The organism is Allobaileyella intestinalis (genome assembly GCF_009695865.1).
Lineage (GTDB): Bacteria > Bacillota > Clostridia > Peptostreptococcales > Anaerovoracaceae > Allobaileyella > Allobaileyella intestinalis.
Genome location: NZ_VUNB01000006.1, coordinates 133,253 through 159,131 on the forward strand (window position 1 = coordinate 133,253; position 25,879 = coordinate 159,131).

Sequence of the window (25,879 nt, forward strand, 5' to 3'; positions counted from 1 at the left end):
GTGACGGGAAAGAGGATCTGAGAATGGCTGAAAAGAACAATTCCCTTGAGAAAGCATTGACTGTTCTGGACCTTTTTCAGTTGCAGAGACGTATAACCCTGACCTCAGCTGCACAGGAAACAGGTTATTCCACGGCGGCTGTCAGCCGTATATTCAATTCTCTCGAGAGCACCGGCTATGTCTACAGAGACAAGCTGGACGGGGGGTATTACCTGGCCGATAAAGTCTATCTGCTGGGAAGAAGTACAAACCTGAAACAGCAGCTGGTCAATGTTATTGATGAACCAATTGCCAGGCTTTGTATGCGGACAGGGCTCAGTGTTACAGTTTCCATCCGTGACCGGGTAAACAGCGTTACGGCAATGAGGAAGGATCCGAAAAGAGGACTTTTTCTTACCTCTAATGTGGCGGATTCCATCAGCCTGAACTGTTCTGCGTCAGGGAAGGTGCTTACAGCTTTTTCCACAGATCCGGACAAGCTGATCGAGTCCATCAATTACGTGGCTCTCACAAGAAAGACAATAACTGATAAAGAAGAATTCAGAAAGCACATATCACTGGTGAAATCAGAAGGTATAGCCTTTGATATGGAAGAGATAACAGAAGGTCTGGTGTGCACCTCGGTTCCGGTTCTCAGCATGGACGGGACGGCCATATGCAGCATAAGCGTCAGCGGATACAAGGAGAGGATGCTCCGGGAGCTGTATGCTACGATTTCCAAGGTAAAGGATACAGCCAGAGAGTGCAGCCGGATATTAGCAGGAGAAAAACAATGAGCGATATTTTTTATGAACCTGATAAGAAGTTCAGTGACATATTGAACGAGAAAAAGAATTTCCTGTTCATCGGAGAGGCCGGCAGCGGAAAGACGGAAATCGTCCTGAACGTTGCTGCGTGGCTGGCAGAACATGGGGACGGATCCAAGGTAGATGTATTCGACATGGATCAGACAAAGCCTCTGTTCCGCTCCAGAGACATGGAAGAGCAGTTTGCAGAAAAGGGTGTGGAGATTCACTACCAGGTACAGTATCTTGATGCACCTACCAGAGTGGGAGGCATCGAGGTTTCGCTGATGAGCGACAACTACACCATTATGGATATTGGAGGAGGAGAGCAGGCAGCAAGGGCCGCAGGAACTGTGGCTCATATCCTTAAGAGGACTAATTCAGTGCCTGTATATATAATCAATCCTTACAGACCGTGGACCAAGAACATCGAATCTCTGGATCTTACCATGGGAACCATACTGAGGGCTGTAAGGCTTGACCGCATCTATCTTCTCGGTAACCCTAACGTGGGTTACACAACTGAAGCCAGTGAATTCATGGAAGGTCTTGACAGAATTGACGATCTCCTGAAGGACTTCACCAAGGTGAGCAGTGCCTGCGTGCGCAGAGAACTGTACGACCAGGTGAAGGACAAGACGGACAAGGATGTATTCCCGTTAGATCTGTACATGACTTATTCATGGGTTGACCGTTAATACACTTTATTCTTTAAGGAGGTAATGTTGATGGCTAAAGGTAAAGTCGAAATCGCCATTGAGTCCTGCAAATCGTGTCAGTACTGCGTTGTCAGCTGCCCGAAAAGCGTACTTGAGGTTGGCGAGAATGTAAACTCTAAGGGCTATCCTTACGTAGTTGCAGCAAGACCTGATGACTGCATCGGTTGCGCAATGTGTGCTCAGATATGTCCTGATTCGGCAATCGAAGTTTGGAGAGATTAACTTTAGGAGAGGAGAACACTAATGAGTGATCGTGTATTTATGAAGGGCTGCGAGGCTATTGCTGAGGCAGCTACTAGAGCGGGATGTCGTTTCTTCGCCGGTTACCCAATCACACCGCAGAACGAGATTCCTGAGTATTTTGCAAGAAGAATGCCTGAAGTAGGCGGAACATTCGTACAGGGTGAGTCCGAGGTTGCTTCCGTAAACATGCTTTACGGTGCTGCATCTACAGGAATCAGAGCAATGAGCTCATCTTCATCAACAGGTATTTCCCTTTATTCTGAGGGAGTTTCCTACAGTGCATCAGCACGTCTTCCAATCGTGTATGTAAACGTTGTAAGAGGAGGCCCTGGAATCGGAGCTATCCAGCCTGCACAGCAGGACTACTTCCAGGCTACAAAGGCTTCCGGCAACGGTGGTTTTGAGATGATCGTCCTGGCTCCAGATTCAGTTCAGGAGTGCGTGGACATGGTATATGAGGCCTTCGACCTGGCTGAAAGAGACGAGAACCCTGTTCTGGTCCTGACAGACGGTGTAGTAGGTACAATGATGGAGCCTGTAGTTCTGCCTCCTATGAAGACAGACGAAGAGCTGGCTGAGCACAGAGCTAAGTTCGCTCACAGAGCTATCGTTGGTCACCCTCTTGGACAGCAGGCTTACTGCAGACCAGGATCTGTAGGAACAGGTCAGGAAGCTGTAAACATCGAGGCCGCAAAGCTGTACAAGACATGGGACAAGGATGTTAGAGTTGAAGAGTTCATGACAGATGATGCAGAGATCATCGTTGCCAGCTATGGTATCTCCGCTCGTATCTCCAGAGTCGTTGTAAGAGAGCTGCGTAAGGAAGGTTACAAGATCGGAATGATCAGACCTATCACAGTTCACCCATTCCCTTACAGCACATTCGAGAACCTGGACTTCAACAGAGTAAAGGGCATTCTGGACGTAGAGATGTCCATCCCTGCACAGATGAAGTTCGATGTTGAGCATGCTGTTCACGGAAGAGCTCCAATCAAAGAGTGCCTGAGATCCGGCGGTCAGCTTCTGACAAATGATCAGGTTATGGCAGCTGCTCGTGAACTGATTAAGGAGGTACTGTAATGAAGAAAGTATATGAGAGAACCAAGGGCATCATTCCTGGTGCCGTATCCGGCTTCTGCCCTGGCTGCATGCACAGTACAATACACAAGCTGATCGGTGAGGTTGCAGAGGATCTGGGTAAACTGGACAAGCTGGTTCGTGTTGAAGGTGTAGGATGCTGCGGACTGGGACAGTTCTATGTAACTCACGACGAGACTATCGCTGCTCACGGAAGAGCTTGCGCAGTTGCTACAGGAATCAAGAGATCATCCCCTGACTCACTGGTATACACATATCAGGGAGATGGAGACCTGGCTTCCATCGGACTGGCTGAGACAATGTCTGCAGCTAACAGAGGTGAGAACATCACTGTTATCTTCGTAAACAACGGTATTTACGGAATGACAGGTGGACAGATGGCTCCTACAACTCTGATTGGAATGAAGGCTACAACTGCTCCTAACGGACGTGACCCAAAGGAGCACGGATATCCTATGCACATGTGTGAGATCCTGAACCAGCTGAAGGCTCCTGTATATCTGACAAGAGTTTCCTGCGATACTCCACAGCACGTTATTCAGACAAGAAAGGCCATCAAGAAGGGCTTCCAGAACCAGCTGGACGGAAAGGGCTTCTCCATGATCGAGATTATGACTTCATGTCCTACAAACTGGGGAATGAGCACACTGGATGCTGTTAAGTTCCTGCAGAATGACATGATGGCTGAGTTCCCTCTGGGTACGATCAGAGATAATTAGGAGGTAAAGCATGGAAAGAAATCTGATGGTAGCTGGCTTCGGCGGCCAGGGTGTAATGACCATGGGAAAACTGCTGTCTCAGGCAACTTGTGATGCTACAGACCTGAACGTAACATTCTTCCCATCATATGGTGCTGCTATGAGAGGCGGCACAGCAAACTGCTACGTAGTTATTTCTGATGAGCAGATCGGAGCTCCTGTAAGCAATTCCGTAGATGATCTGGTTGTAATGAACGGACCATCACTGCATAAGTTCCTTCCTAACCTGAAACCAGGCGGAACACTGTTCATCAACAGCTCAATCGTTAAGGATCCTATTGACAGAGACGACATTACAGTTGTTTCCGTTCCTGTTACAGAGATGGCTCTGGAGATGGGTAACGCAAGGATCCTCAACATCATCATGCTGGGTGCATACGTTGGATATACAAAGGCTGTTGAGCCTGAAGTTATCACTAAGGGCATCCACCACAAGTTCGAGAACAAGCCAAAGGTAATTCCAATTAACGACAAGGCTTTCGAGACAGGTCTTGAGATTGGAAGAAACTGGGGCAAGTAGTTCCGGGACTATGGCGCAGAACCGGTATCTTCCTGGTCCTGATGCCGCAAAAGATGACTTCAGCAGCGTCCTCTCAGGAGGGCGCTGCTTTTGCATATCGAGCAAATTGGTTCAATCTTGAAAGAAAAGAACCAATCTCTTATAATAAAACATAACTGGATACAGCATGTCCTCCGGGACATCCCATATCAATTGACCTTAAGGAGGTTCGATATGACAAGAAGAGAAAAGAAGGCCCTGGAAGAGGCCAGAATTGAAGAGAAGAGAAGATGCAACGCCGCTAAGACCACACTGAGAGTTCTGGGAATTGGCCTTCTGGCCGGTGCTGTAATAGCAGTTGCAACAAAGAAGGTATTCGATGATATTTTCGTCGGCGAGGACTGGTCTGATGTGGACTGGGGCGAGGATGAAGACGAAGACGAAGATTACAGCATCGACTAGCTGCCCGCAAAGCCGGGATCCTGCACTGCAGGAATAAATATTTTTTTGGAAGGGATTCATCAAATGACGGAAAGAAGAGCAAAAGGGACTTATTATATTACAACACCTATCTATTATCCCAGTGATAAGCTTCACATCGGACATACATACTGTACGGTAATGGCAGATGCCATGGCCAGGTTCAAGCGCCTCCAGGGATACGATGTAAGATTCCAGACAGGCACCGATGAGCATGGACAGAAGATTCAGCAGAAGGCTGAAGCTGCTGGAATCACACCTCAGGAATATGTTGACAGGGTTGTGGCTACTATTAAGAGACTGTGGGCCACAATGGAGATCAGCTACGATGATTTCGTAAGAACTACTGAGCCTAGACATGCCAACCGTGTTCAGAAGATGTTCATGAAGATGTACGAGGCAGGAGACATATACAAGGGAACCTATGAAGGCTGGTACTGCACTCCTTGCGAATCTTTCTGGACAGAGGCACAGCTGGTTGACGGCAAGTGCCCTGACTGCGGAAGACCGGTTAAGAAGATGTCTGAAGAGGCTTATTTCTTCCGCCTTTCCAAATATGCAGACAGAGTAATGGAGCTTTTGAAGAACGGAGTATTTCTGCAGCCGGAATCAAGGGCTAACGAGATGATTTCCTTCATCGAGCAGGGCCTTGAAGATCTGTGTATTTCCAGATCTTCTTTCGACTGGGGTATTCCGGTACCTATCGATACAGATCACGTTATCTACGTATGGCTGGACGCCCTGTCAAACTACATAACCACTCTCGGCTATCCTGACGAATGCGGTGAAGAGTACAAGAAGTACTGGCCAGCAGACGTGCACCTGGTAGGCAAGGAGATTGTCAGATTCCATTCCATCATCTGGCCGGCAATGCTCATGTCCTGCAATGCGCCTCTTCCTAAGCAGGTGCTGGGACACGGATGGCTTCTCATTGACGGTGGCAAGATGTCCAAATCCAAGGGCAATGTAGTAGATCCGGAGATCCTCATAGACAGATACGGAATAGATGCATTGAAGTACTTCCTCCTGAGAGAGTACACCTTCGGACAGGACGGCATTTACACCAACGAAGTGATGCTGAAGAGAATCAACTTCGATCTGGCCAATGACCTGGGCAACCTGCTCTCCAGAACAGTTTCCATGATTGAGAAATACTGCGGTGGAGTAGTTCCTGAGGCAACCTTTGAGGACGAATTCAGCAAGGAGCTGAAGGAAATCGCAACAGGAGCTGCCGACAAGGTAGACGACTACATGGATCAGTTCCAGTTCAACATAGCCCTGGATTCCATCTGGGAGATCGTCAGAAGAGCTAACAAGTATATAGACGAAGAGACACCGTGGGTTCTGGCCAAGGATCCTGAACAGAAGGATCACCTTGACAGCGTTATGAGAAACCTGGCAGAGTCTCTGAGAATCATCAGCATTCTCATCGTTCCGTTCATGCACACCACTTCCGAGAGAATGAGAGATCAGCTGGGAATCTCAGATGTAGATGTAGTCTGGGAAGATGCATTCCAGTTCTACATGCTTCCTGAGAACACAAAGGTTCACAAGGGAGATCAGCTTTTCCCAAGGCTGGACATTGAGAAGGAACTGGCAGCACTGGACGAGATCCACAAGAAGAAGCTGGAAGAAAACAAATAGTCATTGATTTGATCATCCGGGATCCATGGCCGTCATGGCCGGGGTCCCTTTTTTAGATATTAGGTGACAGTACGGGGCTTAACATCAGTTCCGGGCTTAGTCAAATGGAAAAAAAACAGTGGCCATTGTCGTACACTTTCGAGGATAGAAAATGCTTTTTGACGCACATACACATCTGAATTTTTACGAATACACTCCGGAGGAAAGGGAGAAACTGGCGGAAGAGATAGAAGCTTCAGACCTTTCATACATAATTGATTCAGGGGATTCTGTGGAATCTTCCAGACAGGCACTGGAAGACAGCCACCGGTACTCCTGGTGTTACGCATCTGTAGGGCTCCATCCAGATCAGGCTCCCGGGTACACAGATGAAATGATAGAGGAGATAGAGACCATGGCCGCTGATCCAATGGCCAGGGCTATAGGGGAGATCGGCATGGACCTCCACTATGGAAAGGAATACAAAGAACGGCAGATTGAGCTTTTCCGCAAGGAGATAAGGCTGGCTAACAAGCTGAAAATGCCTGTTCAGATTCACACCCGTGATGCTGACAAGCTGACTATGGATATTCTGGTGGAAGAAGGAGCCTTCAGCCCTGAGAGAAAAAGCTGGTTTCCGCCCAAACGTTTAATGGACGGCACAGAGGTGGCCGATCCCCGGGTGCAGCTCCACTGTTTCTCCGGATCAGCCCAGTTTGCAATGGAATATGTGAGGATGGGAGCCATGATTTCTGTAGGAGGGCCGGTTACCTTCAAGAACGGCAGGAAGACCGTGGAGGTGGTCCAGACCGTTCCGGCAGAATATCTTCTGTCTGAAACCGATTCTCCATATCTTACTCCAGTGCCATTCAGGGGCAGGCCTAACAAGCCTTTTTATGTAGAACATGTGGTTAGGCGGATAGCTCTGCTGAAAGACATGGAGTTTGAAGAGATGGCCCATGTACTTACGGCCAATGGAAAGAATTTTTTCAATATTGAAGACTGAAGAAAAGGGCTGAATCCCTGGAGCTGGCCGGCGGGACAGCCGAACTGGAGACATAATGGCAGAAGGAAGAAATAAAGTTCTTGAACAGATAATGAAGTCCGGAACGGTGAAGAAGGGACAGACTGTAATAGTGGGTTTTTCGGGGGGACCTGATTCCCTCACCCTTCTCCACGGACTTAACAAGCTTTCTAATGACAAAGGCCTGGACCTCAGGCTGGTGCCCGTCCACGTAAATCACCTGCTTAGAGGCAGGGATGCAGAAAGAGATCAGGAGAGGGCGGTAGAAATGGCGGAATCCATGGGCCTCCAGTGTCTGGTGTTCCGCAGGGACTGCCGTGGCTTTGCTGCTGAAAATTCAATGACTGAAGAAGAGGCAGGAAGAAAGCTGAGATATGATATTTTCCTTGAGACGGCCAGAAGGCTGGAGAAGGAAGATGGGAAAAGGCCGGTCATCGCAGTGGCTCATAACGCTGACGACCAGAGTGAGACCATTTTTTTCCGGATAATAAGAGGAACGGGAATCCGGGGCCTTGCCGGAATGAACGCAGTGCGAAAACTGGAAGATTATCAGGTTGTAAGGCCTCTCCTTAACGTAACAAGAGCTGAGATCGAAGATTATATTGAATCTGAAGGCCTTCAGCCCTCTATTGACAAGACGAATATGGATGATGATTATTCCAGAAACCGCATTCGGCTCAGACTGATTCCAGAGATAGAGAGTTCCATGAACCAGGGATTCAGGGAAAATCTCAGGCGTTTAGGGGAAAATGCCCGGGAAGATGAGGAGCTTCTGGATTCATTGGCGGAGAAGGCCTTTGATGAAATGAGATTTCCAGAGGAGGATTCAGAGTTTCTCAGGTCCGTAACCGTGGATTCAGAAAAATTCGCCTCCTGTCACAATGCCCTGTGCAGCCGCATCACCCGTTCTGTTTTCCAGGAGCTGGGCATCGCAGAAGGTTTTTCCAGAAATATAATGGAAGAAGTTAAAGACGTGGCTTCATCAGACAATCCTTCAGCCAGACTGGAACTGCCAGGGGGAGCCTCTGTCCGCAGGATTTATGGAAAACTGGTGTTCTCAAGGGCAGAGCCATTAGTGCCTTCAGGGAAGGAAACAGAAGGGCATGACGGGTCTGATGGATCGGTGAAGATCTTCTCCGGAACCGTTTCCGGAATTCGTGAAGCAGAGGTCAGAGAAGAGAATGTATTATCTGATGGAACCAGGGTGATGGCAGTTTTTGATCTGGACCAGCTGAAGAAAAACTACCCTGGAATAGAAATTGATCCGGAAAAAGCGGATGGTTGTGGCTCGACAGGCCAGGGGATAGTGATCCGGACACGGAGACCCGGGGATTTTATTCAGACAGGAGTTGGAAGGAAAAAGATCCAGAACATGCTGGTAGACATGAAGATCCCCAAGGAACTGCGTGACAGCCTGAAGATGGCCGCTGTTGGTGGAGAAATCCTCTGGATCCTTCCGGACAGCAGGATCAAATCCGGACCTCTGGCAGAAAAAGGAAGATTTTCCCAGGACTACAGAACGGGGAAAGATGATGCCGGAGATAAGAAAGTCCTTGCAATAGAATACAGAATACAGAAATGAATCTGAGAAAAAACAGCAAAAAAAGGCCTGAGGTCGGCGGATAAATGCCGGCTTCAGACCTTCTTTTACATTTGTGGGGCTATGAGCCCCGTCGAGGACTCGAAGAGTCCGAGGCAAATAAACCACACCCGCTATGCGGGTGCGCATCGAAGGTTAAACCAATAGACTCCCCTTTTGCTACAATGAGAGTGTTCAAGCCTCAGAGTAGAAAGGAGAATCTATGGCTAAGAAAAGTTATAGCCTTGCACATACGAAATGAATGTGCAAATACCATATAGTCTTTACGCCGAAGTACAGACGAAAGATTATATACAACAAGTACAGAGAGGACTTGATCGAGATCATGTCCCGAATATGTCTCATATGAATTTCTATAATATGATAAGAAATCAGAAATCAATGGTGAGATGCGGTAGGAGCGTCGCGTGGCAGAGGGAGGTCTGCATGGAAAACCAGAAAACAGCAGTTGATGAAAGCATTACAGAAAGCGATGTTATCTGCGGGCCGTCATGCGGCATTGGGAGCAGGATCGCATATGGTGTTTACGGCGTGAGGGACAAAAAGGCCGAGCGCATCCGAATCCCTCAGAAATACAACGGGCATTTCGTTATCAACATCCGCCCCGGGGCGTTTAGGAGCAACAACAGGATAATGGAGGTGATCCTGAACAAAAACATCAGCGAGATTCCGGAGGAATGCTTTGCGGGATGCACTCACCTCGAGAGGGTCGTCATCCCCAGAAAGCTTTATGAAATAGAGGAGGGGGCCTTCAGGGGATGCGTATCTCTTAAAGAGATATATTTCGGAGGTACATACGATGAGTGGAAGGCCATAAAGATAAAGGAGTTCATTCGCTGCGTTGAGACCAGCGGCAGATGTCAGCCGGGAAGGCCTGTGGAGGATGTCACGAAGGACGTGCTGATACCGGTCACTGGTAACGAGGCATTGCGCAGGGCGACCATATATTTCAGGTACAACATGGAATAATTGAAACACCGGAATTCTTATCAATAATGGAAAAGAACACCGAATGGGCGTCGGGGATACGGCTCGACGAGTGTGATGGCGAAATATACGCCGCGTATACATTTGTGAATGGCAGCCAGGTGTATTTCAGGTTTCCGGCCTGCGATGACGAGATGGAAGATGCGCTGGGCAACTTTACATTCTTCCTGGGCCTTTACAGGGGAGGTATAACTTTAGCTGACCTGAGCGTCGCCGTCCTGATGTATAGAGCACTGCCTTTTTACTACCTGGAGTTCGGAGCTCTTTCCCGTGAGATGGCGGAGGAACCGGCGGTCAGGAAGTGGAGCAGCTTCAATGTCTCAACGGATTGATTCTGACGGGAGAAGAGCGGCAGAAGCGAATCGTGAGATGCACAGAAAAGGCTTATAGGACAAAAAACGTGTTTTGTTAATCCCAGTAAGAAGGATAATTGTCCTCTCTATGGAGTTCACTCCAGACAATAGCATCACCCCACATAGGGATAGTCGAGGTACGTTTTTCACTATCCGAAATTCTTTCGTAGATATCTGGGGAGTATCCCAAAGATTGTGTAAACCTCCGTACTAACGTAAGATTGACTTACGAGTATGGAGGTTTTTTATGGCCAGACGAAAATCAGATTCACCAATTACTGCATGATTGCGTCCATGATCCTACCACTGCCCCGTTTTTGCGTTGTCCGTTCCAACGCATGGCGCAACGTGGTTTTGTCACATTCTGCGCCCCGCAGCGCATACAAAATATGTACATCGTAATAATCTCTTGGGCGGGTATTGGCAATGTTGCGGGACAGCACCGTTTCAATTTTCTCTGCAAACACCGTTTCAAGGTTGTAGGCAAGAATACTGATACTGCGGTTATCGAACAGTAGGGAGAATGTGTATTCTACTTCACGGGGGTTATCATATCGCCCGTGGTAACATCCACCGTAAGTGGTACGCTGATCGGCGGGTAATTAGCTTTCATCGCAACGCGAATGCCAGGATAATCGTCACCCTCGCGGATATCGGAAACTCCAGCAATCTCAAACTGCACGTCGTCCTCAATCTCAATGGCACAAATCTCTTGAAAGATAGAGTGGATTCTTTGTAATTATAACAATACCTTCATGTAATGCAGCACTTTTGGCTTTACCCGAAGCTGCTCAGCGTACTGCATCAGTTTGTGAATGTCTTTTGTTTTCGACGCTGCATAGCGTTTCATTACTTCTCCAACAATTTGAATATCGCTTCCACTGCCGCGCAGAATATCGCAAAGTGTCCGTTCCAAATCATAGACACGGATCGGATTGCCGGATGGGGATTGAATTTCAATAATGCCAAATTCGTAGTTCTTCGGCACAACTCGCTTGACGGTTATATTTTCCTGCTTCAGGGACGGTGTGTTATATCCCTTGGGAAAGGTCATCGTATATTTGGCAGGAGTACGGTCAGAATACCCCAGAAGGTACAGGGCGGTATCGTGAGAATAGATTCCACGCTCATATTTTCGCTGTAACAGATAGAAGTCATCCTCCCATGCGCCGCTTTTTACATACAGCCCGCGTCCGTAACGATAAAGCTCTCCGCAGTCCACAAGTTTTTGCAGCACGCTGCGGTGCAAGCCCGCTTTTGTGACCTGCGCTGTGGTGATCGTTCCGTCCGTTGACGCTTGCAGCAGTTCATTGATTTCCATGTTGCTCACCTCACTTTGACATACACACATTAAATTATAAGTAAATAATGTGTGTATGCCGACAGCAGAGCGACAATAACACATTAAATAAATTAAAAAGAATGTGTAACTGTTACAAGGCTTATAGGGATTACAAAGCGGACCATGAAAGACGAATCGCATGAGTTTTCTCCACCATTTTTGGGGTTCAGAGGCAAAACTCTGAATATTTTACATTGCAACTAATTCCGCTGATTTCAATGGTCAGCGGATTTTTTTTGTGCCTTTTTTCAGACGCACACAAACCCTCTCAGACCCACCTGAAGCCATATGATCTGGGAAAACCGTTACACAGATGCCATCGACGATCTACTGGTAAAATTTCAGGCATATCAGCCGTGGAGTTGGACATTCATAAGGCCCCGATAACAGGACAAACAAAATAAATACAGAAAAACAGTTGACAGTTTAGATGTAATAATATATATTACATCTAAACAAAGAGAGTGGCAGCCGAAAGGAAATGGTGAGTGGAGATGGCGAAGGAAATAACTGCTCAGAGATGTCTTGATATTCTGAGAGAGATCAAGGATGTGGCTTTTGCAACTGTGGATGAAAAGGGCAAGCCCCAGGTGAGGATCATAGACGTGATGATCGTCGAAGATGAGAAACTGTACTTCTGTACGGGAAGAGGCAAGGACTTCTACAGCCAGCTCATCGGCAATGGAGAGGTGGCTGTCACCGGACTGAACAAGGATTTCCAGATGGTTCGCCTTTCGGGAAAGGCCGAGAAGCTGCCAGATCAGAAATACTGGATCGACAGGATCTTCGACGAGAATCCAGTCATGAATGGTGTATATCCTGGAGAGAGTCGCTACGTTCTGGAACCTTTCTGCATCAGCAACGGCGAACTGGAATTCTTTGATCTGGGAGTGAGTCCGATCTTCCGGAAGAATTTTGTTATCGGTGGAGAGGCCGGCGAGACATCCTCGGCTTCTGCCGATGAGCCCGCAGAGACCGCAGAAACTGGCGGAGCCGGGAACACAGGCGCAGAAGGGGCTTTTTCAAAAAAAGGCTTCTTCATCACCGACGTCTGCATAGGCTGCGGCAAGTGCCGGAGAAACTGCCCTCAGCAGTGCATCGACGAGGGAAAACCGTTTTTCATAAACCAGGATCACTGCCTTCACTGCGGCCTTTGCTTTGAGAACTGCCCGGTGCAGGCCATCGTAAAGAGAGGATAGAGAAATGCTGAGAGAAGTCTGGACGCTCCTGACCACGAAATGGGACTTTTTCGGAGGACTGCTGCTGGAGCACATCGAGATATCCATGGCGGCAATCGTGATAGCCATCGTGTTCGGGGGCCTGGCAGGTATCCTCATCAGCGAGTATCAGAAGAGCGCGAAGCCGACGCTGAGCGTCATTAACTTCCTGTATACGATACCTTCCATATCGATGCTGGGATTCCTGATCCCCTTTTCCGGGATAGGAAACGCCACTGCCATCATCGCCCTGACGATCTACGCCCTCCTCCCTATGGTCCGCAACACATACACCGGTATGACCAATGTGGATCCGGCTATCCTGGAAGCCGCAAAGGGCATGGGCAGCACCATAAGGCAGATCATGACCCGGGTACAGATCCCCCTCGCAATGCCGGTGATCCTGTCCGGCATCAGAAACATGGTGACCATGACCATAGCTCTCGCAGGTATAGCCTCATTCATCGGAGCCGGCGGCCTGGGCGTGGCGATCTACAGGGGCATCACCACCAATAACAGCGCCATGACAGTGGCGGGAAGCCTTCTTATCGCAGTGCTTGCTCTGGCGGTGGACTTTTTGCTGGGAATCATTGAGAAGGGATTGCAGAAGAAGGATAAGAAGTCAAAAAAAAGGAACCGGATCGTCGCGGGTGTGGCGGCGGCTCTGGTGCTGTGCCTACTGGTCGGGGTCATCATTCCCAGACGGGACAGCAAGGTGATCCACATAGGGACAAAACCTATGACCGAGCAGTACATCCTGGGAGAAATGCTGAAGCAGGTCATTGAGAAGGACACGGATCTCAAGGTGGACCTGACTCAGGGCGTTGGAGGCGGCACATCGAACATAGAACCTGCTATTGAAAAAGGTGATTTCGACATGTATCCGGAGTACACCGGGACGGGATGGAACATGGTCCTAAAACATGACAGCCTGTACTCTGAAGACCAGTTCCCGCAGCTCCAGAAAGAATACGAAAACAAGCTGGGCCTCACCTGGAACGTGATGCTGGGCTTCAACGACACCTTCGGCATCGCTGTCAGGAAGGAGATCGCGGATCAGTACGGTCTGAAGACCTATTCAGATCTCCAGAAGGTGAACGGGCAGCTGAATTTTGGAGCGGAATACGATTTCTTCCAGCGCCGGGACGGTTATGACAAGCTGTGCAACACCTATGGACTCTCCTTTAAGTCGACTAAGGACATGGAGATGGGCCTCAAGTATCAGGCCATCAACAGCGGCAAGATAGACATCATGCCCATAAATACGACAGACGGCCAGCTGGCGGATTCGAATCTCACTGTCCTGAAGGACGACAAGCACATGTACCCTTCCTATCAGTGTGGCTTGGTGATCCGCCAGGATACGCTGAAAAAATACCCGGAGCTTGGTGAAACGCTGCAGAAATTCAGCCAGATCATCACCGAAAAAGACATGCAGAAGATGAATTACCAGGTAGAAACGGAGAAGAAAGAGCCTGCTGATGTGGCTAAGGCATTTCTGAAGGAAAAAGGACTGATTTAGGGAGAAATAAAATGGAAACAGCAATCGAATTCCGCCACGTGCGGAAGGCATACGGTGATAACGTGATCATCCCGGACCTCAGCTTGAAAATAGAAAAAGGCGAGTTCGTCACCATCATAGGTTCCTCCGGATGCGGGAAGACCACAACTCTCAAGATGATCAACGGCCTCTACGAGCCCACATCGGGTGACGTGCTGGTGAACGGTGAAAACATCAGGGAGAAGGACATGATCCAGCTGCGCCGCAGCATCGGATACGCCATACAGGGCAGTGTGCTTTTTCCAAATATGACGGTTGAAGGAAATATTTCATATGTTCCTTCCCTGTGGAACAAGAAGGACAAAAGAAGAACAGAGGCGGCCGTTGATAAGTGGATGGAGATCACAGGACTGGATCCCGGTCTGAAGGACCGCTATCCCTCTGAGCTGTCCGGCGGGCAGCAGCAGAGGGTGGGGATCGCCAGGGCACTGGCCGCATCCCCGGACATCCTCCTGATGGATGAGCCTTTCGGTGCTGTGGACGCAATAACCAGGGGCCAGCTCCAGGAAGAGATCAGAAGAATTCACCAGAGGACGGGCATTACCATTCTTTTCGTGACTCATGACATCGAGGAAGCTCTGAAGATCAGCACAAAGGTCCTGGTGATGGACAAGGGCGAGATCCAGCAGTACGCAGAGCCACAGGAGCTGCTGAGGCACCCTGCCACGGACTACGTGAAGAAGCTGGTGGAAAAGGAGAGGCGGCGGTGCTCACTCCCCGAGGGAAAGCTGGGAGACTGCCAGTACAGTGGTGTTGGAGATCCCAAAGCTGTTGTGTTGAGTTAAAAGGTTCCAGGGAGGTGCTTTGTAATATTCCTACGGACCCAACTGGAAGGGCAACGGAGTGGTAAACAGCACCTGCGTCCTTGGCATCCGCCCTTAGAATCAGGATTTTACATAAAAAAACAGGCCTCCTCCTTCGCAGAGGAGGGGGAAGCCTGTGAGCCAGAATATTAACCCAAACCTAACCTTTAACCACAAAACCTACCTTGTGATGGACTTGAAATCAGCAGTCTGCTGCTTGATTGACCTTTCAGCAGCAAGCCTCTCGATGGAGGAAGCTCCGAAGAAGCCGTTTATCTCAGGAATCTTCTCAATAATATAAGCAGCATCAGCAGGCTCTGCAATAGGACCACCGTGGCAGATGACCAGAACATCCGGATTTACCTTCCTTGCTGCAGCAATAATGTCCTTAATAATTGGAACACAGTCGTCCAGAGTCTTGGTCGTCTTTGCGCCGATAGTTCCCTTTGCTGTCAGACCCATGTGGGCAACGATAATGTCTGCACCAGCCTCAGCCATGGCAGCAGCCTGATCAGGATCGAAAACATAAGGGCATGTGAGCATGTCCAGCTCATGAGCCTTTCTGATCATTTCAACTTCAAGACCATATCCCATGCCAGTCTCTTCCAGATTCTGACGGAATGTTCCGTCGATCAGGCCAACAGTAGGGAAGTTCTGAACACCGCTGAATCCCTGATCTTTCAGCTGCTTCAGATAAATATCCATGACCCTGAATGGGTCGGTTCCGCAAACGCCGGCCAGAACAGGAGTGTCCTTAACTACAGGAAGGACCTCTGCACCCATTTCAACAACGATCTGGTTAGCGTCACCGTAAGAAAGAAGTCCTGCCAGAGAGCCACGGCCGGCCATTCTGTAACGGCCGGAGTTGTAGATAATCAGAATGTCAGCGCCACCTGCCTCTGAGCTTTTTGCGGTAATTCCTGTGCCGGCGCCTACTCCAACCAGAATGTGGCCCTTAGCCAGCTGTTCCTTGAATCTTGCAATGTTTTCAGCTCTTGTCAATGTGTTCATCCTATGCCTCCATTTATATTTCAATAGTTATTGTTTTCTGTACAAGTGTTTCATTATTGGAATTTCCCGGGGCTTCCCGCCATGAAACTAGTCCGTGAATCCTTTGATTTTGCCCCTGTTCCGGAAAGATTACAGCATGGAGATAAGCTTCTTTGCTGCAGCAACAGCAAACTCCGGATCATTGATGTCTGTATCCATCTCAATTATTTCCACATTATCTCCAGTTTCGGATTTCAGTGTGTTGAAGAGGGCCTGGTCCGCTTCAGGATCATAGAAAGGTCCGCCTTCAACATCGATGGCAGAAACTCCTTTCAGAGGAAGCATGAGAGCAGTTTTTCCCTTGGCCTGGTTCATGCGTACTGCCATTTCGTGGCCAATCTGACGGAGCTCTTCAGAGGTGGTTCTCATGAGAGTGACCGTAGGATTGTGCTTATAGAGGTTACGGTCTTTAAACCTGGAAGGAACTGTGTCCATGGGACCGAAGTTCACCATATCCAGTGCCCCTGTAGATACTACCTGAGGGATTCCCTTTCTGCCGGCGGCAGTGAGCCTGTCAGGTCCTGCGTTAAGCACTCCGCCAACCACCTGGTCGCACCATTCCGTGGTAGTCAGATCCAGAACGCCTTTTATAAAGCCCTGATCAATAAGAGATTCCATGCATTTTCCGCCTGTACCTGTGGCGTGGAAAACAAGGACCTCATAGCCCTGTTCTTCAAGGTAAGCCTTTGCAGCCTTTATGCACGGTGTGGTTACACCGAACATGGTTGCGGCCAGAAGAGGCTTTCCGTCATTTTCAATTTCCTTGCGGTTTTCCACCATTCCGGCGATGGCATTTGCAGCGTTGCTGAAAATAACCTTGGAAACATCGTTCAGTCCTTCTACATCTACCACGGAAGGCATCATGACTATGTCGCTGGTTCCCACATATGGAGAAGTGTCTCCAGAAGCCATGGTAGAAACCATCACCTTTGGCACTCCCAGAGGAAGAGCCTGCATAGCAGGTGTAGCAAGAGAAGTGCCTCCTGATCCGCCGATGGAAATGATTCCGTCAAATTTTCCCTGGGCATAAAGCTGAGGAATGAGAACCTTTGCACCTCTGGAGAGGACGTCAGTTGCAGTTGCCCGGTCTCTCCTGGCAACTATGGCCTTCATATCTTCTCCAACGGCAGATGCAATCTGATCGCTGCTGATATCAGGCTTTACTACAGGATCGAAAACGCCGGTGTTAATGCAAAGGGTGGACAGCCCCCGTTCCTCAATGCACTCTCTGATAAATTGCAGCTCACGGCCTTTTGTATCAAAGGTGCCCACAATAGCAACAGTTTTCAAAGAATACCACCTCCTTGAATTGATATATGTAATCATCAGCATATCTGCTCAAAGTTCCCTGCCGGAACATTATGAGCAGATATAATAATCTCCAGTCCCGCTACTCTTCGCGGAACGTTTCGCAACTGCATTGTATCCCGTGAAGTACATAATAAAAAGGTAATTTGAATATTAAAACTTGTGCTTATGCAATATTTTTGTTTTATAATTCCTTTCAGGAATACATTGAAGATACAGGTGCTGATCGATGAGCAAACAAAATAAATCAAATACAAGAAATAATATTGTCAACAGACTCCAGATGGAAATTGAGATCAACGGCCACATTATCGGGGTTGCTGCGGGAAGCGGAATGACCACGCGATACAGCGTAAAAGGAGGAGCAGACTTTATCCTGGCTCTCAGTGCAGGCAAATTCAGGCAGACCGGAAGGCCTTCAATGGCCAGCTACCTGGCATATGCCAACAGCAACGACATGGTTATGGACTTTGCCACAAGAGAGCTGCTTACCCTTATGGAATCTACTCCAATACTCTTTGGGATAAACGCAACAGATCCAATGATAGAACTTCCTGAATATATAGAAGAAATCAGGAAATCAGGTCTGTCAGGGGTGGTGAATTTTCCCACCGTTGGTCTGATAGACGGCCGGTTCAGGCAGGCTCTGGAAGCAGAGGGAATCAGTTACGATGGAGAAGTGGAGGCCATAAGAATCGCCAGTGAAAAAGGAATGTTCACTCTGGCCTTCGTTTTCGACGAGGAGCAGGCAGAGAAGATGATAGATGCAGGGGCGGATATTATATGCGCCCACCTGGGATGGACAACAGGAGGAGCACTGGGTGCAAAAAAAGCCAGCTCTATTAAGGCAGCCTGTAGATCAGCAGACAGGATCTTCCAAATCTGTCTGGAGAAAGCTCCGGACAAGATACGGATGATCTACGGAGGTCCCGTAAAAACTCCGGCAGACGCAGAATATTTTTACAAGAACACATCATGCCAGGGATTCATCGGCGGATCTTCCTTCGAGAGAATCCCCTCTGAAAAGGCCATTCTTCAGACTACCAGGTCCTTCAAGCATCCTGATGACGTGGAAAACGCCAATTCCCTTAAGAGCGTCCTTGAGGGCAAGCCGGCAGAAAGCGAGTATGCAGAATACATTCAAGAATACATTTCCCTCCATTATCACCAGACCATCACCCTTAACGGCATGGCCGGAATACTTCACGTTTCACCTCCATATCTGGGAAGCGTGTTCAAGAAAAAGACGGGATGCAGTTTCACAGAGTATCTGATTACATTCAGGATGAACAAAGCCTGCTCAATGCTGGCGAACGAGAGGCTGTCCATCAGCGAAATAGCCAGGGATACGGGATACAGCGACCCGGCACATTTCAGCAGAATTTTTAAAAAATACAAGGGCATGTCGCCCCGGGTCTACCGAGGGGCTCTGGCAGCCAAAAAAGTGTGAAAATCCGTGGGGATTATTTCACAGAAACATCATGGGACAGGGCCTGCCGGATTCCTTGAAAGTAATTGTGGCCTATGCTAGAATTACCCGAGAGTTTGTGAAAATGGACAAATTTTAACTAGATATAATAATTAAGAAAGGTAACAGCAGATTTGAAGAAGTTTGGCAAGAATTTTGGAATCTATATAATTATTTTTGCCCTTGTTCTGGGGACCGCCTATTTCTACAAGGGGATGGATAGTTCCAGCAGCACAAAGGAAATCAAATTTTCGACTTTCTCCAGTCATCTTTCAGACGGAGATTATAAGAAACTGAATATTACTGACAGAAAACTTACAGGAACCAAGGCCAACGGAGATAAGGAAGTGGCCTACGCTCCTTCAGTAGTAGAGATAAGCTGGATGGAGGATACTTACGTTTATCCGATGCTCAAAGACGGCAAGATCGCAATGGACAGCGACAAGCCTCAGAGCGATTTCAACCTGCTTTCGATGCTGCCGACTATCATAATGATAGTTGCCCTTATTTTCCTCTTCTACTTTATGATGAGTCAGGGAGGAAACAACAAGGCTTTCCAGTTCGGCAAGAACAGGGCCAGGCTGTATAAGGACAATGGAAAGAGCACTACCTTCAAGGACGTAGCAGGACTTGATGAAGAGAAGGAAGAACTTCAGGAGATTGTAGACTTCCTGAAGAATCCGGCCAAATATACAAAGCTGGGAGCAAGGATTCCAAAGGGAGTTCTCCTTGTGGGAAATCCTGGAACAGGTAAGACATACATTTCCAAAGCCACTGCAGGAGAGGCAGGAGTTCCCTTCTTTACCATCTCAGGATCAGACTTTGTAGAGATGTTTGTTGGTGTTGGTGCATCAAGAGTAAGAGACCTTTTTGACCAGGCCAAGAAGAACGCTCCATGTATTATCTTCATCGACGAAATCGATGCAGTGGGCCGTAAGAGAGGTGCAGGCCTGGGCGGCGGAAACGACGAGAGAGAGCAGACACTGAACCAGCTGCTGGTTGAAATGGACGGTTTTGACGGAAATACCGGAATCATCATTCTGGCAGCAACTAACAGACCTGACGTTCTGGATCCGGCTCTTCTGAGACCAGGCAGATTCGACAGGCAGATCGTTATCGGAATGCCTGACGTGAAGGCCAGAGAAGAGATCTTCAAGATCCACACGAGAAACAAGCCTCTGGCAGACGATGTTTCACCTGAGATCCTGGCCAAGAGAACCCCTGGCTTCTCACCGGCAGACATTGAGAACCTGGTAAACGAAGCAGCACTGCTTACAGCCAGAAGAAACGGCACAAAGATCCGGATGGACGAAATTGAGGAAGCCACCACAAAGGTTATGGCAGGACCTCAGAAGAAATCCAGAGTCATCTCCGAGAAGGAGAGAAAGCTTACTGCTTATCACGAGGCAGGTCATGCCATCGTAATGAGATCCCTGCCAGGATCGGATCCGGTGCACCAGATTACCATTATCCCGAGAGGAATGGCCGGCGGATTTACGATGTCACTGCCTGAAGAGGACAAGTTCTTCGAGACAAGAGGCAACATGCTTAACACCATCAGACACCTTCTTGGAGGAAGAGTGGCTGAGGAGCTTAAATTGGATGATATCAGTACTGGTGCCAGCAACGACCTGGAAAGAGCAACTGCTATTGCCAGAGCTATGATCACCAAGTACGGTTTCAGCACGAAACTGGGACCTGTAAGCTTCAGTTCCAACGATGAGGTGTTCCTTGGAAAAGATTTTTCCACAAGGCAGAACTATTCCGAGGAAATCGCTTCTGAAATCGACATTGAAATCAGGCACATTCTGGAAGAGTGCTATGCGGATACCAAGGATATTCTTACCAAGCACAATGACAGCTTCGAAAGGGTTGCCCAGGCACTGCTCCTCATCGAAACTCTGGACGGCGATCAGTTCGAAGCCCTGTATAAGGGTGATATAACACCTGAAGAACTTCAGGAAAAGGTTCACAGAGAGCAGGAAGAGATCAAGGCCAGAAATGCCAGAGAGGCAGCTGAAAGCAAGAGAGCTGAGGAAGAAGAAAGGGCAAGAGCAGAGGCCAGAATGAGGGAACTGGAGGAAGCTATGCTGGGTCAGGCCGCAGATCAGGAAGGCCCGGTGGAGTACAAGGAGTTCCACAGATACGGCAAGATAAAGAAACTGAACGACAACACCGGGGCGGAGAATGCTGATACTGAGACCCGGGAGAACAATAACACTGAAGATGGAGAAACTTCCGATCATAAAGACGAACAGTAAGGGAGCAGTGATAAGGAATGAGAATTACCGTAGATGATTGTCTTAAGCTTGATTGCTTTAATGGAGGAACAGTAGTTTCCTGCGGAAGGAAAAGCGACAGAAGAGTAAGAACCATATCTGTCCTGGACGAGGACAATCTGGATATGGGCATTGAAAGAAATGGACTTAAGGAACAGATGGTTCTCACCCATTTCTGGACATGCAAAGATGATGTGGATGCTCAGTGCAGAGCGGTAACAGGACTGGGAAAGAAATCTGTTGCGGCACTGGTGGTGTTCCTCAATGAGCTGGGTGTAAAGAGTCTGGACGAAAGAGTAATCAGGGCAGCTGAATCAGCAGGACTTCTGATGATAGTTATTCCGGACAACAACACCAACACATATTCTGCAATGATGGAACAGGTTCTGGATAAAATCCTGTATGGTCATAATTACAGCGACAACATCCTGAACAACACGATTTATCACCTGCTGAACTTCGAGAAGCACAGCAATTTCCAGAGTGCACTGAAGGAAGCGGCCATTAACAACGACTACCAGATTGTTCTGATGACTACAGAATTCAATCCTATTCTGACTATCGAGACAAGGCACAAGCAGACTATCGACGATGCCATCAAGGTAGCCAGAAAACAGGATATTTCTCACTCCTCAATGTTCACACAGGTGGTGATCCAGGATGTCATTACATACTGGGGAACTATTGAAATCAAGGGCGAGAAGCACCTGCTCATGATCGTTGACAACGAGGATAACTACACTGCAATGGAAATGAAGAAGCTGGCAGAGATAATCGAGCTGGCTATGGGCATGTGGAAATACACGCCGGAAAGAGATTCCAGAGCAGAGTTCATTAAATCTGCTATCAGAGGTGACCTGGCATTCTGCTACACCCTGGCAGATGAGGCCGGACTGAAGAACAAGCAGTTCATAAGCGTTTTCTATGCAACAGGCATAAGCAATCCGGATTCTCAGGATATTATCGAGAACTTCAAGGATCAGTATAAATTCGGCCTTCTGCCGTTCATTGAAGAAAATGAGTTCTACGGCATGATTTACACCGACAACTCCATAGAAAAGGGTGTAGAGTTGAAATCCGCTTGTCTGAAGATGTTCGAGAAACTGAAGGACGGCAGGAAGGATGTTAGAATTTTCCACTCCACCGGCCTGGAGGACCTGGACAATGCAGTAGAAGGCTTCAGAATCATAAGCGAAACCTATGAACAGGTTGAGATTGTGTTCCCATTCAAGAGAGTGTTCACTAAGTACGAGATGTCTATGGTAAGCAACTGCATAGGACTTCAGGTGCAGAATTCAGCATTGAAGAAAGTATACCTGGATCTGCTGGAGCCATTCGAGAGAGAAGTATCTGTAAACAAAGGAAGACTTCTTCTGGATACTCTTGAGACCTTCGTTCTGGATGCCAGCATGAACAGCAATAAGACAGCGGAGTTCATGAACATTCACAACAATACTGTACAGTACAGGTTAAAGAGAATTAATGAGCTCCTTGGAGCAGAGATGACCGGGAACAGAATTATTCCGGGACTTACAATGGCTCTGGCACTGCGTCGCCTGGAGGATAAGTAATGCTGCTGGCAATTGACATCGGCAATACAAACGTGGTTCTGGGTCTGTTCCAGGGAAACCGGCTGCTTACAAACCTGAGGCTGGCAACAGATATGAGGCGGAGTGCCGATGAATACGGCATTACCATAGATCAGATGTTCCGGTATGAGGGCATTGATCCCGCAGATGTGGATGATGTTATTATCTCCACTGTAGTTCCGTCTCTTCTGTTTACCATGCAGCACATGTGCTTGAAATATTTTAAATGCACTCCGCTGATAGTGGAAACAGGCATCAAGACAGGACTGAGGATCAAGACCGATGATCCGAGACAGATAGGATCAGACAGGATAGTCAACGCTGTAGCAGCATATACCAAATATCAGTGCCCGCTGATTATCATCGACTTTGGAACTGCCACAACCTTCTGCGCAGTGACTGGAGAAGGTGATTATCTTGGAGGAACAATAGCCCCCGGAATCAAGATTTCAGCTTCTGCTCTGTTCGAGAAGACGGCAAAACTTCCTAATGTAGATCTTGAACGGCCTGGAAAGACTATCTGCAAGAACACAATCCAGAGCATTCAGTCCGGCTTGATATATGGTCACATGGGACTGACAGAATACATAGTCCAGAACATGAAGAAAGAGATGGTCTCCGATTATGGAGTAGATGGCAGCCAGATAAAGGTTGTTGCAACAGGAGGCCTTGCATCCATGGTGAAGAGCGATATCGACTGCATTGACGTTATCGAGAAGCGCCTTACCCTGGACGGTCTTGTTGTTCTTTACAACAAGAACCGGAAGAACAGAAAAAATACTAAACAAAAAGAAAGCAACAGAATATGAAAGAGCTGTACCTGTATGGTAAGAAGCTCTCCGGCCCTTTTTTGCTGGCACCTCTGGCGGGAGTAACCGATGCAGTCATGCGGAGGATCTGCTTCCGGGAGGGAGCGTCTCTGGCGTATACGGAGATGGTCAGTGCAAAGGGCTTATATTATGGTGACAGGAAAACAGAATCCCTTCTGTACATTCCTGAGGACGCAGGTCCTACGTCAATCCAGATATTCGGCAGCGACCCGGAGATTATGGGGTATGCCGCGGAGAAGCTTGCAGAACGAAATAATTTTTCCCTGAATATTAACATGGGATGTCCCGTGCCAAAGGTGGTCAGAAATGGAGACGGATCGGCCCTGATGAAGGATCCGGATCTGGTATATGATGTGGTGCGGTCAGTGGCTGATAAGGCCGGAAAGCCCGTTTCCGTAAAATTCCGGAAGGGATTTGATGATGACCACATAAACGCAGTGGAGATTGCAAAGGCCTGCGAGGCTGCAGGAGCCGCAGCTGTAATTGTTCATGGACGAACAAGAGAACAGTACTACAGCGGAAAGGCGGACTGGAGTATAATAAGACAGGTTAAAGAGGCAGTAGATATTCCTGTTATCGGGAATGGAGATGTTTTCACCGGTGCCGATGGCGTCAGAATGATGAAGGAGACCGGATGCGACCTGGTCATGGTGGCCAGAGGAGCCCAGGGTAATCCATGGATATTCAGAGAGCTGATGGCAGCCTGGAGAGGAGAACCTGAACCGGAGAAGCCTTCAGCCTCAGAGGTCAGAGATATGATGTACCAGCACCTTGACCAGCTTGTGGAGCTGAAGGGTGAGTACGCTGCAGTTCGGGAGATGCGGAAGCATATTGCCTGGTACACTAAAGGACGAAAGAACGGTGCCTCCATAAGAAAGGCAGTGAATCAGATAGAAAGTGCCCGGCAGATGAAAGAGGCTATAAGATTTGAAGAATAGCAGAAGAAATAAACAACTGAAAATGATCCTGCTGGTTGTGCTGGCACTGGTAATGTCAGTATCCATGGCGGGATGCACGTCGTTTGATAATTTCAAAATGACATTTATCGACAAGAGCGCCGACAAGGACAGCGAGACCATCTATATCGGCGTTTTTGAGCCTCAGACAGGAGATCTGGAGGATAAAGGAAAGGATATTATCAAAGGAATTGAGCTGGCCCACAGCATGTACGACAATGTGGCCGGAGCAGATGTGAAGCTGGTGTATGTGGATACACAATCAAGCACAGATACGGCCAGGACAGCAATCAAGAGCCTTATCAAGCTTAAGCCATCTGTTATTATCGGAGGAGCTGGCGAGGCAAATTCCATGATCGCAGGTCCGTATATCAAGGAAGCACGGATTCCTACAATTACTCCTTCGGCTACAAATCCTCTGATCACAGAGGGAAATCCTTATTACTTCAGGGTCTGCATGACAAGTTACCAGACCGGTGCAGGTATGGCCGACTACGCTGTAAACCAGAACGGACTGGGCTCTAAGTCCATAGGCCTTGTGAGCGTGGAGAACGACAGCTCCGTGGCAGCGGCGGTAAAGGGCTTTACAGAGAAGACCGACCAGCTGGACGGGGATGATCACTACATTGTAATGAACACCACCATTTCAGCTGCTAAACCGAAGCTGAACAAGCTGATGGAGAAGATTAAGAAGTCAGGTGTGGATGCTGTTTACCTTCCAGTAGGAACTGAGATGGCAGACCGGGTCTTCAGCAAAGCAGAGAAGATGGGAATGACAAATATTACATTCCTTGGAACCAGAGGGTGGACATCTTCTGACTTTGTGGATATGATGAAGAAGCATCCGGATATTAAGGTTGCTTTTCCATCTGATACTGTAGTCCAGGCAAATGGTTCAACCACGGGAACAGTAACTGCTGAGACACAGAAATTTCTCATTGAATATGCGAACAAATACGGAGACAAGGATATTCCTACAGAGGAAGCGGCAGAGGGATATGACGCTTATCTTCTGGCAATGAATGCCATCAACAGCTCCAGAAGTCTGAAGACTACAGATATTAGGGATTCACTGGCATCAATAGATAATGTAAGATGTGCCACAGGAGTGTTTACCTTCGATGAGAATGGAAACCCTGTTAGAAGCGTTAACGTAAGCAAGATAAAGAATGGACAGATAGTATCAGCTTATGTAACAGATACAACTACAAAGGCAAAGAATATTAAGAAGCTTGGGTAATGGTTTTAACATCCGTTTGAAACACCGGGGTTTATAAAGCCGGTGATTCAATATACGTAGGTTATTT

24 protein-coding genes and 2 pseudogenes are annotated in these 25,879 nt (G+C 48.1%); 22 read left to right on the top strand and 4 right to left on the bottom strand.

Features of this window, described 5'->3' with window-relative positions:
* Positions 1-23: 23 nt before the first annotated feature.
* The 13 genes and pseudogenes from FYJ66_RS08155 (at position 24) to FYJ66_RS08215 (ending at position 10,148) form a co-directional block, all read left to right on the top strand.
* On the top strand, positions 24-776 hold the full coding sequence (locus FYJ66_RS08155; RefSeq protein ID WP_206157036.1) for an IclR family transcriptional regulator: 753 nt from the start codon (positions 24-26) through the stop codon (positions 774-776).
* The gene (locus FYJ66_RS08160; RefSeq protein WP_206157037.1) at positions 773-1,483 is read left to right on the top strand and encodes a nucleotide-binding protein; all 711 of its coding nucleotides are present in this window, start codon (positions 773-775) and stop codon (positions 1,481-1,483) included. The genes FYJ66_RS08155 and FYJ66_RS08160 overlap by 4 nt, the downstream gene beginning before the upstream one ends.
* A 30-nt stretch (positions 1,484-1,513) precedes the next feature.
* On the top strand, positions 1,514-1,726 hold the full coding sequence (locus FYJ66_RS08165; RefSeq protein WP_320593316.1) for a 4Fe-4S dicluster domain-containing protein: 213 nt from the start codon (positions 1,514-1,516) through the stop codon (positions 1,724-1,726).
* A gap of 21 nt (positions 1,727-1,747) precedes the next feature.
* Positions 1,748-2,827: a 3-methyl-2-oxobutanoate dehydrogenase subunit VorB gene (vorB, locus tag FYJ66_RS08170; RefSeq protein WP_154573023.1), complete on the top strand. Its 1,080-nt coding sequence runs from the start codon at positions 1,748-1,750 to the stop codon at positions 2,825-2,827.
* On the top strand, positions 2,827-3,564 hold the full coding sequence (locus tag FYJ66_RS08175; RefSeq protein WP_154573024.1) for a thiamine pyrophosphate-dependent enzyme: 738 nt from the start codon (positions 2,827-2,829) through the stop codon (positions 3,562-3,564). The genes vorB and FYJ66_RS08175 overlap by 1 nt, the downstream gene beginning before the upstream one ends.
* Positions 3,565-3,574: 10 nt before the next feature.
* Positions 3,575-4,123: a 2-oxoacid:acceptor oxidoreductase family protein gene (locus FYJ66_RS08180; RefSeq protein ID WP_154573025.1), complete on the top strand. Its 549-nt coding sequence runs from the start codon at positions 3,575-3,577 to the stop codon at positions 4,121-4,123.
* Positions 4,124-4,336: 213 nt separating this feature from the next.
* Positions 4,337-4,564, top strand: coding sequence for a hypothetical protein (locus FYJ66_RS08185; protein ID WP_154573026.1), 228 nt, complete (start codon positions 4,337-4,339; stop codon positions 4,562-4,564).
* A 63-nt stretch (positions 4,565-4,627) separates the two neighbouring features.
* A complete protein-coding gene (gene metG, locus FYJ66_RS08190; protein WP_154573027.1) occupies positions 4,628-6,226 on the top strand; it encodes a methionine--tRNA ligase in 1,599 nt (532 codons plus the stop codon).
* A 151-nt stretch (positions 6,227-6,377) separates the two neighbouring features.
* Positions 6,378-7,211 carry a TatD family hydrolase gene (locus tag FYJ66_RS08195; protein ID WP_154573028.1) on the top strand — a complete coding sequence of 278 codons (834 nt, stop codon included), beginning with the start codon at positions 6,378-6,380 and terminating at the stop codon, positions 7,209-7,211.
* Positions 7,212-7,266: 55 nt separating this feature from the next.
* On the top strand, positions 7,267-8,811 hold the full coding sequence (gene tilS / locus FYJ66_RS08200) for a tRNA lysidine(34) synthetase TilS (RefSeq protein WP_154573029.1): 1,545 nt from the start codon (positions 7,267-7,269) through the stop codon (positions 8,809-8,811).
* Between the two features lie 259 nt (positions 8,812-9,070).
* Positions 9,071-9,169, top strand: a pseudogene (locus FYJ66_RS08205) (transposase); the annotation flags it as partial.
* Positions 9,170-9,255: 86 nt separating this feature from the next.
* Positions 9,256-9,798, top strand: a complete 543-nt coding sequence (locus FYJ66_RS08210; protein ID WP_206157038.1) for a leucine-rich repeat domain-containing protein — start codon at positions 9,256-9,258, stop codon at positions 9,796-9,798.
* Between the two features lie 26 nt (positions 9,799-9,824).
* A complete protein-coding gene (locus tag FYJ66_RS08215; protein WP_154573031.1) occupies positions 9,825-10,148 on the top strand; it encodes a hypothetical protein in 324 nt (107 codons plus the stop codon).
* A gap of 296 nt (positions 10,149-10,444) precedes the next feature.
* Here FYJ66_RS08215 and FYJ66_RS09330 read toward each other — a convergent pair.
* Both FYJ66_RS09330 and FYJ66_RS08225 read right to left on the bottom strand, forming a co-directional pair.
* A pseudogene (locus tag FYJ66_RS09330) lies at positions 10,445-10,702 on the bottom strand (nucleotidyl transferase AbiEii/AbiGii toxin family protein); the annotation flags it as partial.
* A 206-nt stretch (positions 10,703-10,908) separates the two neighbouring features.
* Positions 10,909-11,490 (bottom strand): type IV toxin-antitoxin system AbiEi family antitoxin domain-containing protein, encoded by a 582-nt coding sequence (locus FYJ66_RS08225; protein ID WP_235897395.1) that lies wholly within the window; start codon positions 11,488-11,490, stop codon positions 10,909-10,911.
* Between the two features lie 515 nt (positions 11,491-12,005).
* On the opposite strand from FYJ66_RS08225, the gene FYJ66_RS08230 reads away from it, so the two are divergent.
* The 3 genes from FYJ66_RS08230 to FYJ66_RS08240 are packed head-to-tail and all read left to right on the top strand — an operon-like array spanning position 12,006 to position 15,074.
* A complete protein-coding gene (locus tag FYJ66_RS08230; RefSeq protein WP_154573032.1) occupies positions 12,006-12,710 on the top strand; it encodes a 4Fe-4S binding protein in 705 nt (234 codons plus the stop codon).
* Between the two features lie 4 nt (positions 12,711-12,714).
* Entirely contained in the window at positions 12,715-14,250 is a 1,536-nt protein-coding gene (locus FYJ66_RS08235; protein ID WP_154573033.1) for an ABC transporter permease/substrate-binding protein, read from the top strand.
* Positions 14,251-14,261: 11 nt separating this feature from the next.
* Positions 14,262-15,074, top strand: a complete 813-nt coding sequence (locus FYJ66_RS08240) for an ABC transporter ATP-binding protein (protein WP_154573034.1) — start codon at positions 14,262-14,264, stop codon at positions 15,072-15,074.
* A 198-nt stretch (positions 15,075-15,272) separates the two neighbouring features.
* Here FYJ66_RS08240 and FYJ66_RS08245 read toward each other — a convergent pair whose 3' ends face one another.
* Both FYJ66_RS08245 and FYJ66_RS08250 read right to left on the bottom strand, forming a co-directional pair.
* Positions 15,273-16,103 (bottom strand): phosphoenolpyruvate hydrolase family protein, encoded by an 831-nt coding sequence (locus FYJ66_RS08245; RefSeq protein ID WP_077390432.1) that lies wholly within the window; start codon positions 16,101-16,103, stop codon positions 15,273-15,275.
* Positions 16,104-16,232: 129 nt separating this feature from the next.
* A complete protein-coding gene (locus tag FYJ66_RS08250; RefSeq protein ID WP_154573035.1) occupies positions 16,233-17,432 on the bottom strand; it encodes a Tm-1-like ATP-binding domain-containing protein in 1,200 nt (399 codons plus the stop codon).
* Between the two features lie 247 nt (positions 17,433-17,679).
* On the opposite strand from FYJ66_RS08250, the gene FYJ66_RS08255 reads away from it, so the two are divergent.
* From FYJ66_RS08255 to FYJ66_RS08280, 6 genes are all read left to right on the top strand, one after another.
* Positions 17,680-18,900 carry a phosphoenolpyruvate hydrolase family protein gene (locus FYJ66_RS08255; RefSeq protein ID WP_154573036.1) on the top strand — a complete coding sequence of 407 codons (1,221 nt, stop codon included), beginning with the start codon at positions 17,680-17,682 and terminating at the stop codon, positions 18,898-18,900.
* Between the two features lie 152 nt (positions 18,901-19,052).
* Positions 19,053-21,179 (top strand): ATP-dependent zinc metalloprotease FtsH, encoded by a 2,127-nt coding sequence (gene ftsH / locus FYJ66_RS08260; protein WP_154573037.1) that lies wholly within the window; start codon positions 19,053-19,055, stop codon positions 21,177-21,179.
* A gap of 17 nt (positions 21,180-21,196) precedes the next feature.
* On the top strand, positions 21,197-22,768 hold the full coding sequence (locus FYJ66_RS08265; RefSeq protein WP_154573038.1) for a PucR family transcriptional regulator: 1,572 nt from the start codon (positions 21,197-21,199) through the stop codon (positions 22,766-22,768).
* Positions 22,768-23,595 carry a type III pantothenate kinase gene (locus FYJ66_RS08270; protein ID WP_154573039.1) on the top strand — a complete coding sequence of 276 codons (828 nt, stop codon included), beginning with the start codon at positions 22,768-22,770 and terminating at the stop codon, positions 23,593-23,595. The genes FYJ66_RS08265 and FYJ66_RS08270 overlap by 1 nt, the downstream gene beginning before the upstream one ends.
* The gene (gene dusB, locus FYJ66_RS08275) at positions 23,592-24,554 is read left to right on the top strand and encodes a tRNA dihydrouridine synthase DusB (RefSeq protein ID WP_154573040.1); all 963 of its coding nucleotides are present in this window, start codon (positions 23,592-23,594) and stop codon (positions 24,552-24,554) included. The genes FYJ66_RS08270 and dusB overlap by 4 nt, the downstream gene beginning before the upstream one ends.
* On the top strand, positions 24,544-25,812 hold the full coding sequence (locus tag FYJ66_RS08280; protein WP_154573041.1) for an ABC transporter substrate-binding protein: 1,269 nt from the start codon (positions 24,544-24,546) through the stop codon (positions 25,810-25,812). Before dusB ends, FYJ66_RS08280 begins: the two co-directional genes overlap by 11 nt.
* The last annotated feature ends 67 nt before the right edge of the window (positions 25,813-25,879 follow it).

Excerpts from the sequence above, each read along its gene's own strand:
- FYJ66_RS08160 (WP_206157037.1), top strand. The coding sequence starts at position 773 with ATGAGCGATATTTTTTATGAACCTGATAAGAAGTTCAGTGACATATTG.
- FYJ66_RS08235 (WP_154573033.1), top strand. The coding sequence starts at position 12,715 with ATGCTGAGAGAAGTCTGGACGCTCCTGACCACGAAATGGGACTTTTTC.
- FYJ66_RS08230 (WP_154573032.1), top strand. The coding sequence starts at position 12,006 with ATGGCGAAGGAAATAACTGCTCAGAGATGTCTTGATATTCTGAGAGAG.
- FYJ66_RS08210 (WP_206157038.1), top strand. The coding sequence starts at position 9,256 with ATGGAAAACCAGAAAACAGCAGTTGATGAAAGCATTACAGAAAGCGAT.
- dusB (WP_154573040.1), top strand. The coding sequence starts at position 23,592 with ATGAAAGAGCTGTACCTGTATGGTAAGAAGCTCTCCGGCCCTTTTTTG.
- FYJ66_RS08185 (WP_154573026.1), top strand. The coding sequence starts at position 4,337 with ATGACAAGAAGAGAAAAGAAGGCCCTGGAAGAGGCCAGAATTGAAGAG.
- FYJ66_RS08165 (WP_320593316.1), top strand. The coding sequence starts at position 1,514 with ATGGCTAAAGGTAAAGTCGAAATCGCCATTGAGTCCTGCAAATCGTGT.
- FYJ66_RS08225 (WP_235897395.1), bottom strand. The coding sequence starts at position 11,490 with ATGGAAATCAATGAACTGCTGCAAGCGTCAACGGACGGAACGATCACC.
- FYJ66_RS08265 (WP_154573038.1), top strand. The coding sequence starts at position 21,197 with ATGAGAATTACCGTAGATGATTGTCTTAAGCTTGATTGCTTTAATGGA.
- vorB (WP_154573023.1), top strand. The coding sequence starts at position 1,748 with ATGAGTGATCGTGTATTTATGAAGGGCTGCGAGGCTATTGCTGAGGCA.
- FYJ66_RS08245 (WP_077390432.1), bottom strand. The coding sequence starts at position 16,103 with ATGAACACATTGACAAGAGCTGAAAACATTGCAAGATTCAAGGAACAG.
- FYJ66_RS08180 (WP_154573025.1), top strand. The coding sequence starts at position 3,575 with ATGGAAAGAAATCTGATGGTAGCTGGCTTCGGCGGCCAGGGTGTAATG.
- FYJ66_RS08270 (WP_154573039.1), top strand. The coding sequence starts at position 22,768 with ATGCTGCTGGCAATTGACATCGGCAATACAAACGTGGTTCTGGGTCTG.
- FYJ66_RS08195 (WP_154573028.1), top strand. The coding sequence starts at position 6,378 with ATGCTTTTTGACGCACATACACATCTGAATTTTTACGAATACACTCCG.
- FYJ66_RS08175 (WP_154573024.1), top strand. The coding sequence starts at position 2,827 with ATGAAGAAAGTATATGAGAGAACCAAGGGCATCATTCCTGGTGCCGTA.
- tilS (WP_154573029.1), top strand. The coding sequence starts at position 7,267 with ATGGCAGAAGGAAGAAATAAAGTTCTTGAACAGATAATGAAGTCCGGA.
- FYJ66_RS08155 (WP_206157036.1), top strand. The coding sequence starts at position 24 with ATGGCTGAAAAGAACAATTCCCTTGAGAAAGCATTGACTGTTCTGGAC.
- FYJ66_RS08215 (WP_154573031.1), top strand. The coding sequence starts at position 9,825 with ATGGAAAAGAACACCGAATGGGCGTCGGGGATACGGCTCGACGAGTGT.
- FYJ66_RS08240 (WP_154573034.1), top strand. The coding sequence starts at position 14,262 with ATGGAAACAGCAATCGAATTCCGCCACGTGCGGAAGGCATACGGTGAT.
- metG (WP_154573027.1), top strand. The coding sequence starts at position 4,628 with ATGACGGAAAGAAGAGCAAAAGGGACTTATTATATTACAACACCTATC.
- FYJ66_RS08255 (WP_154573036.1), top strand. The coding sequence starts at position 17,680 with ATGAGCAAACAAAATAAATCAAATACAAGAAATAATATTGTCAACAGA.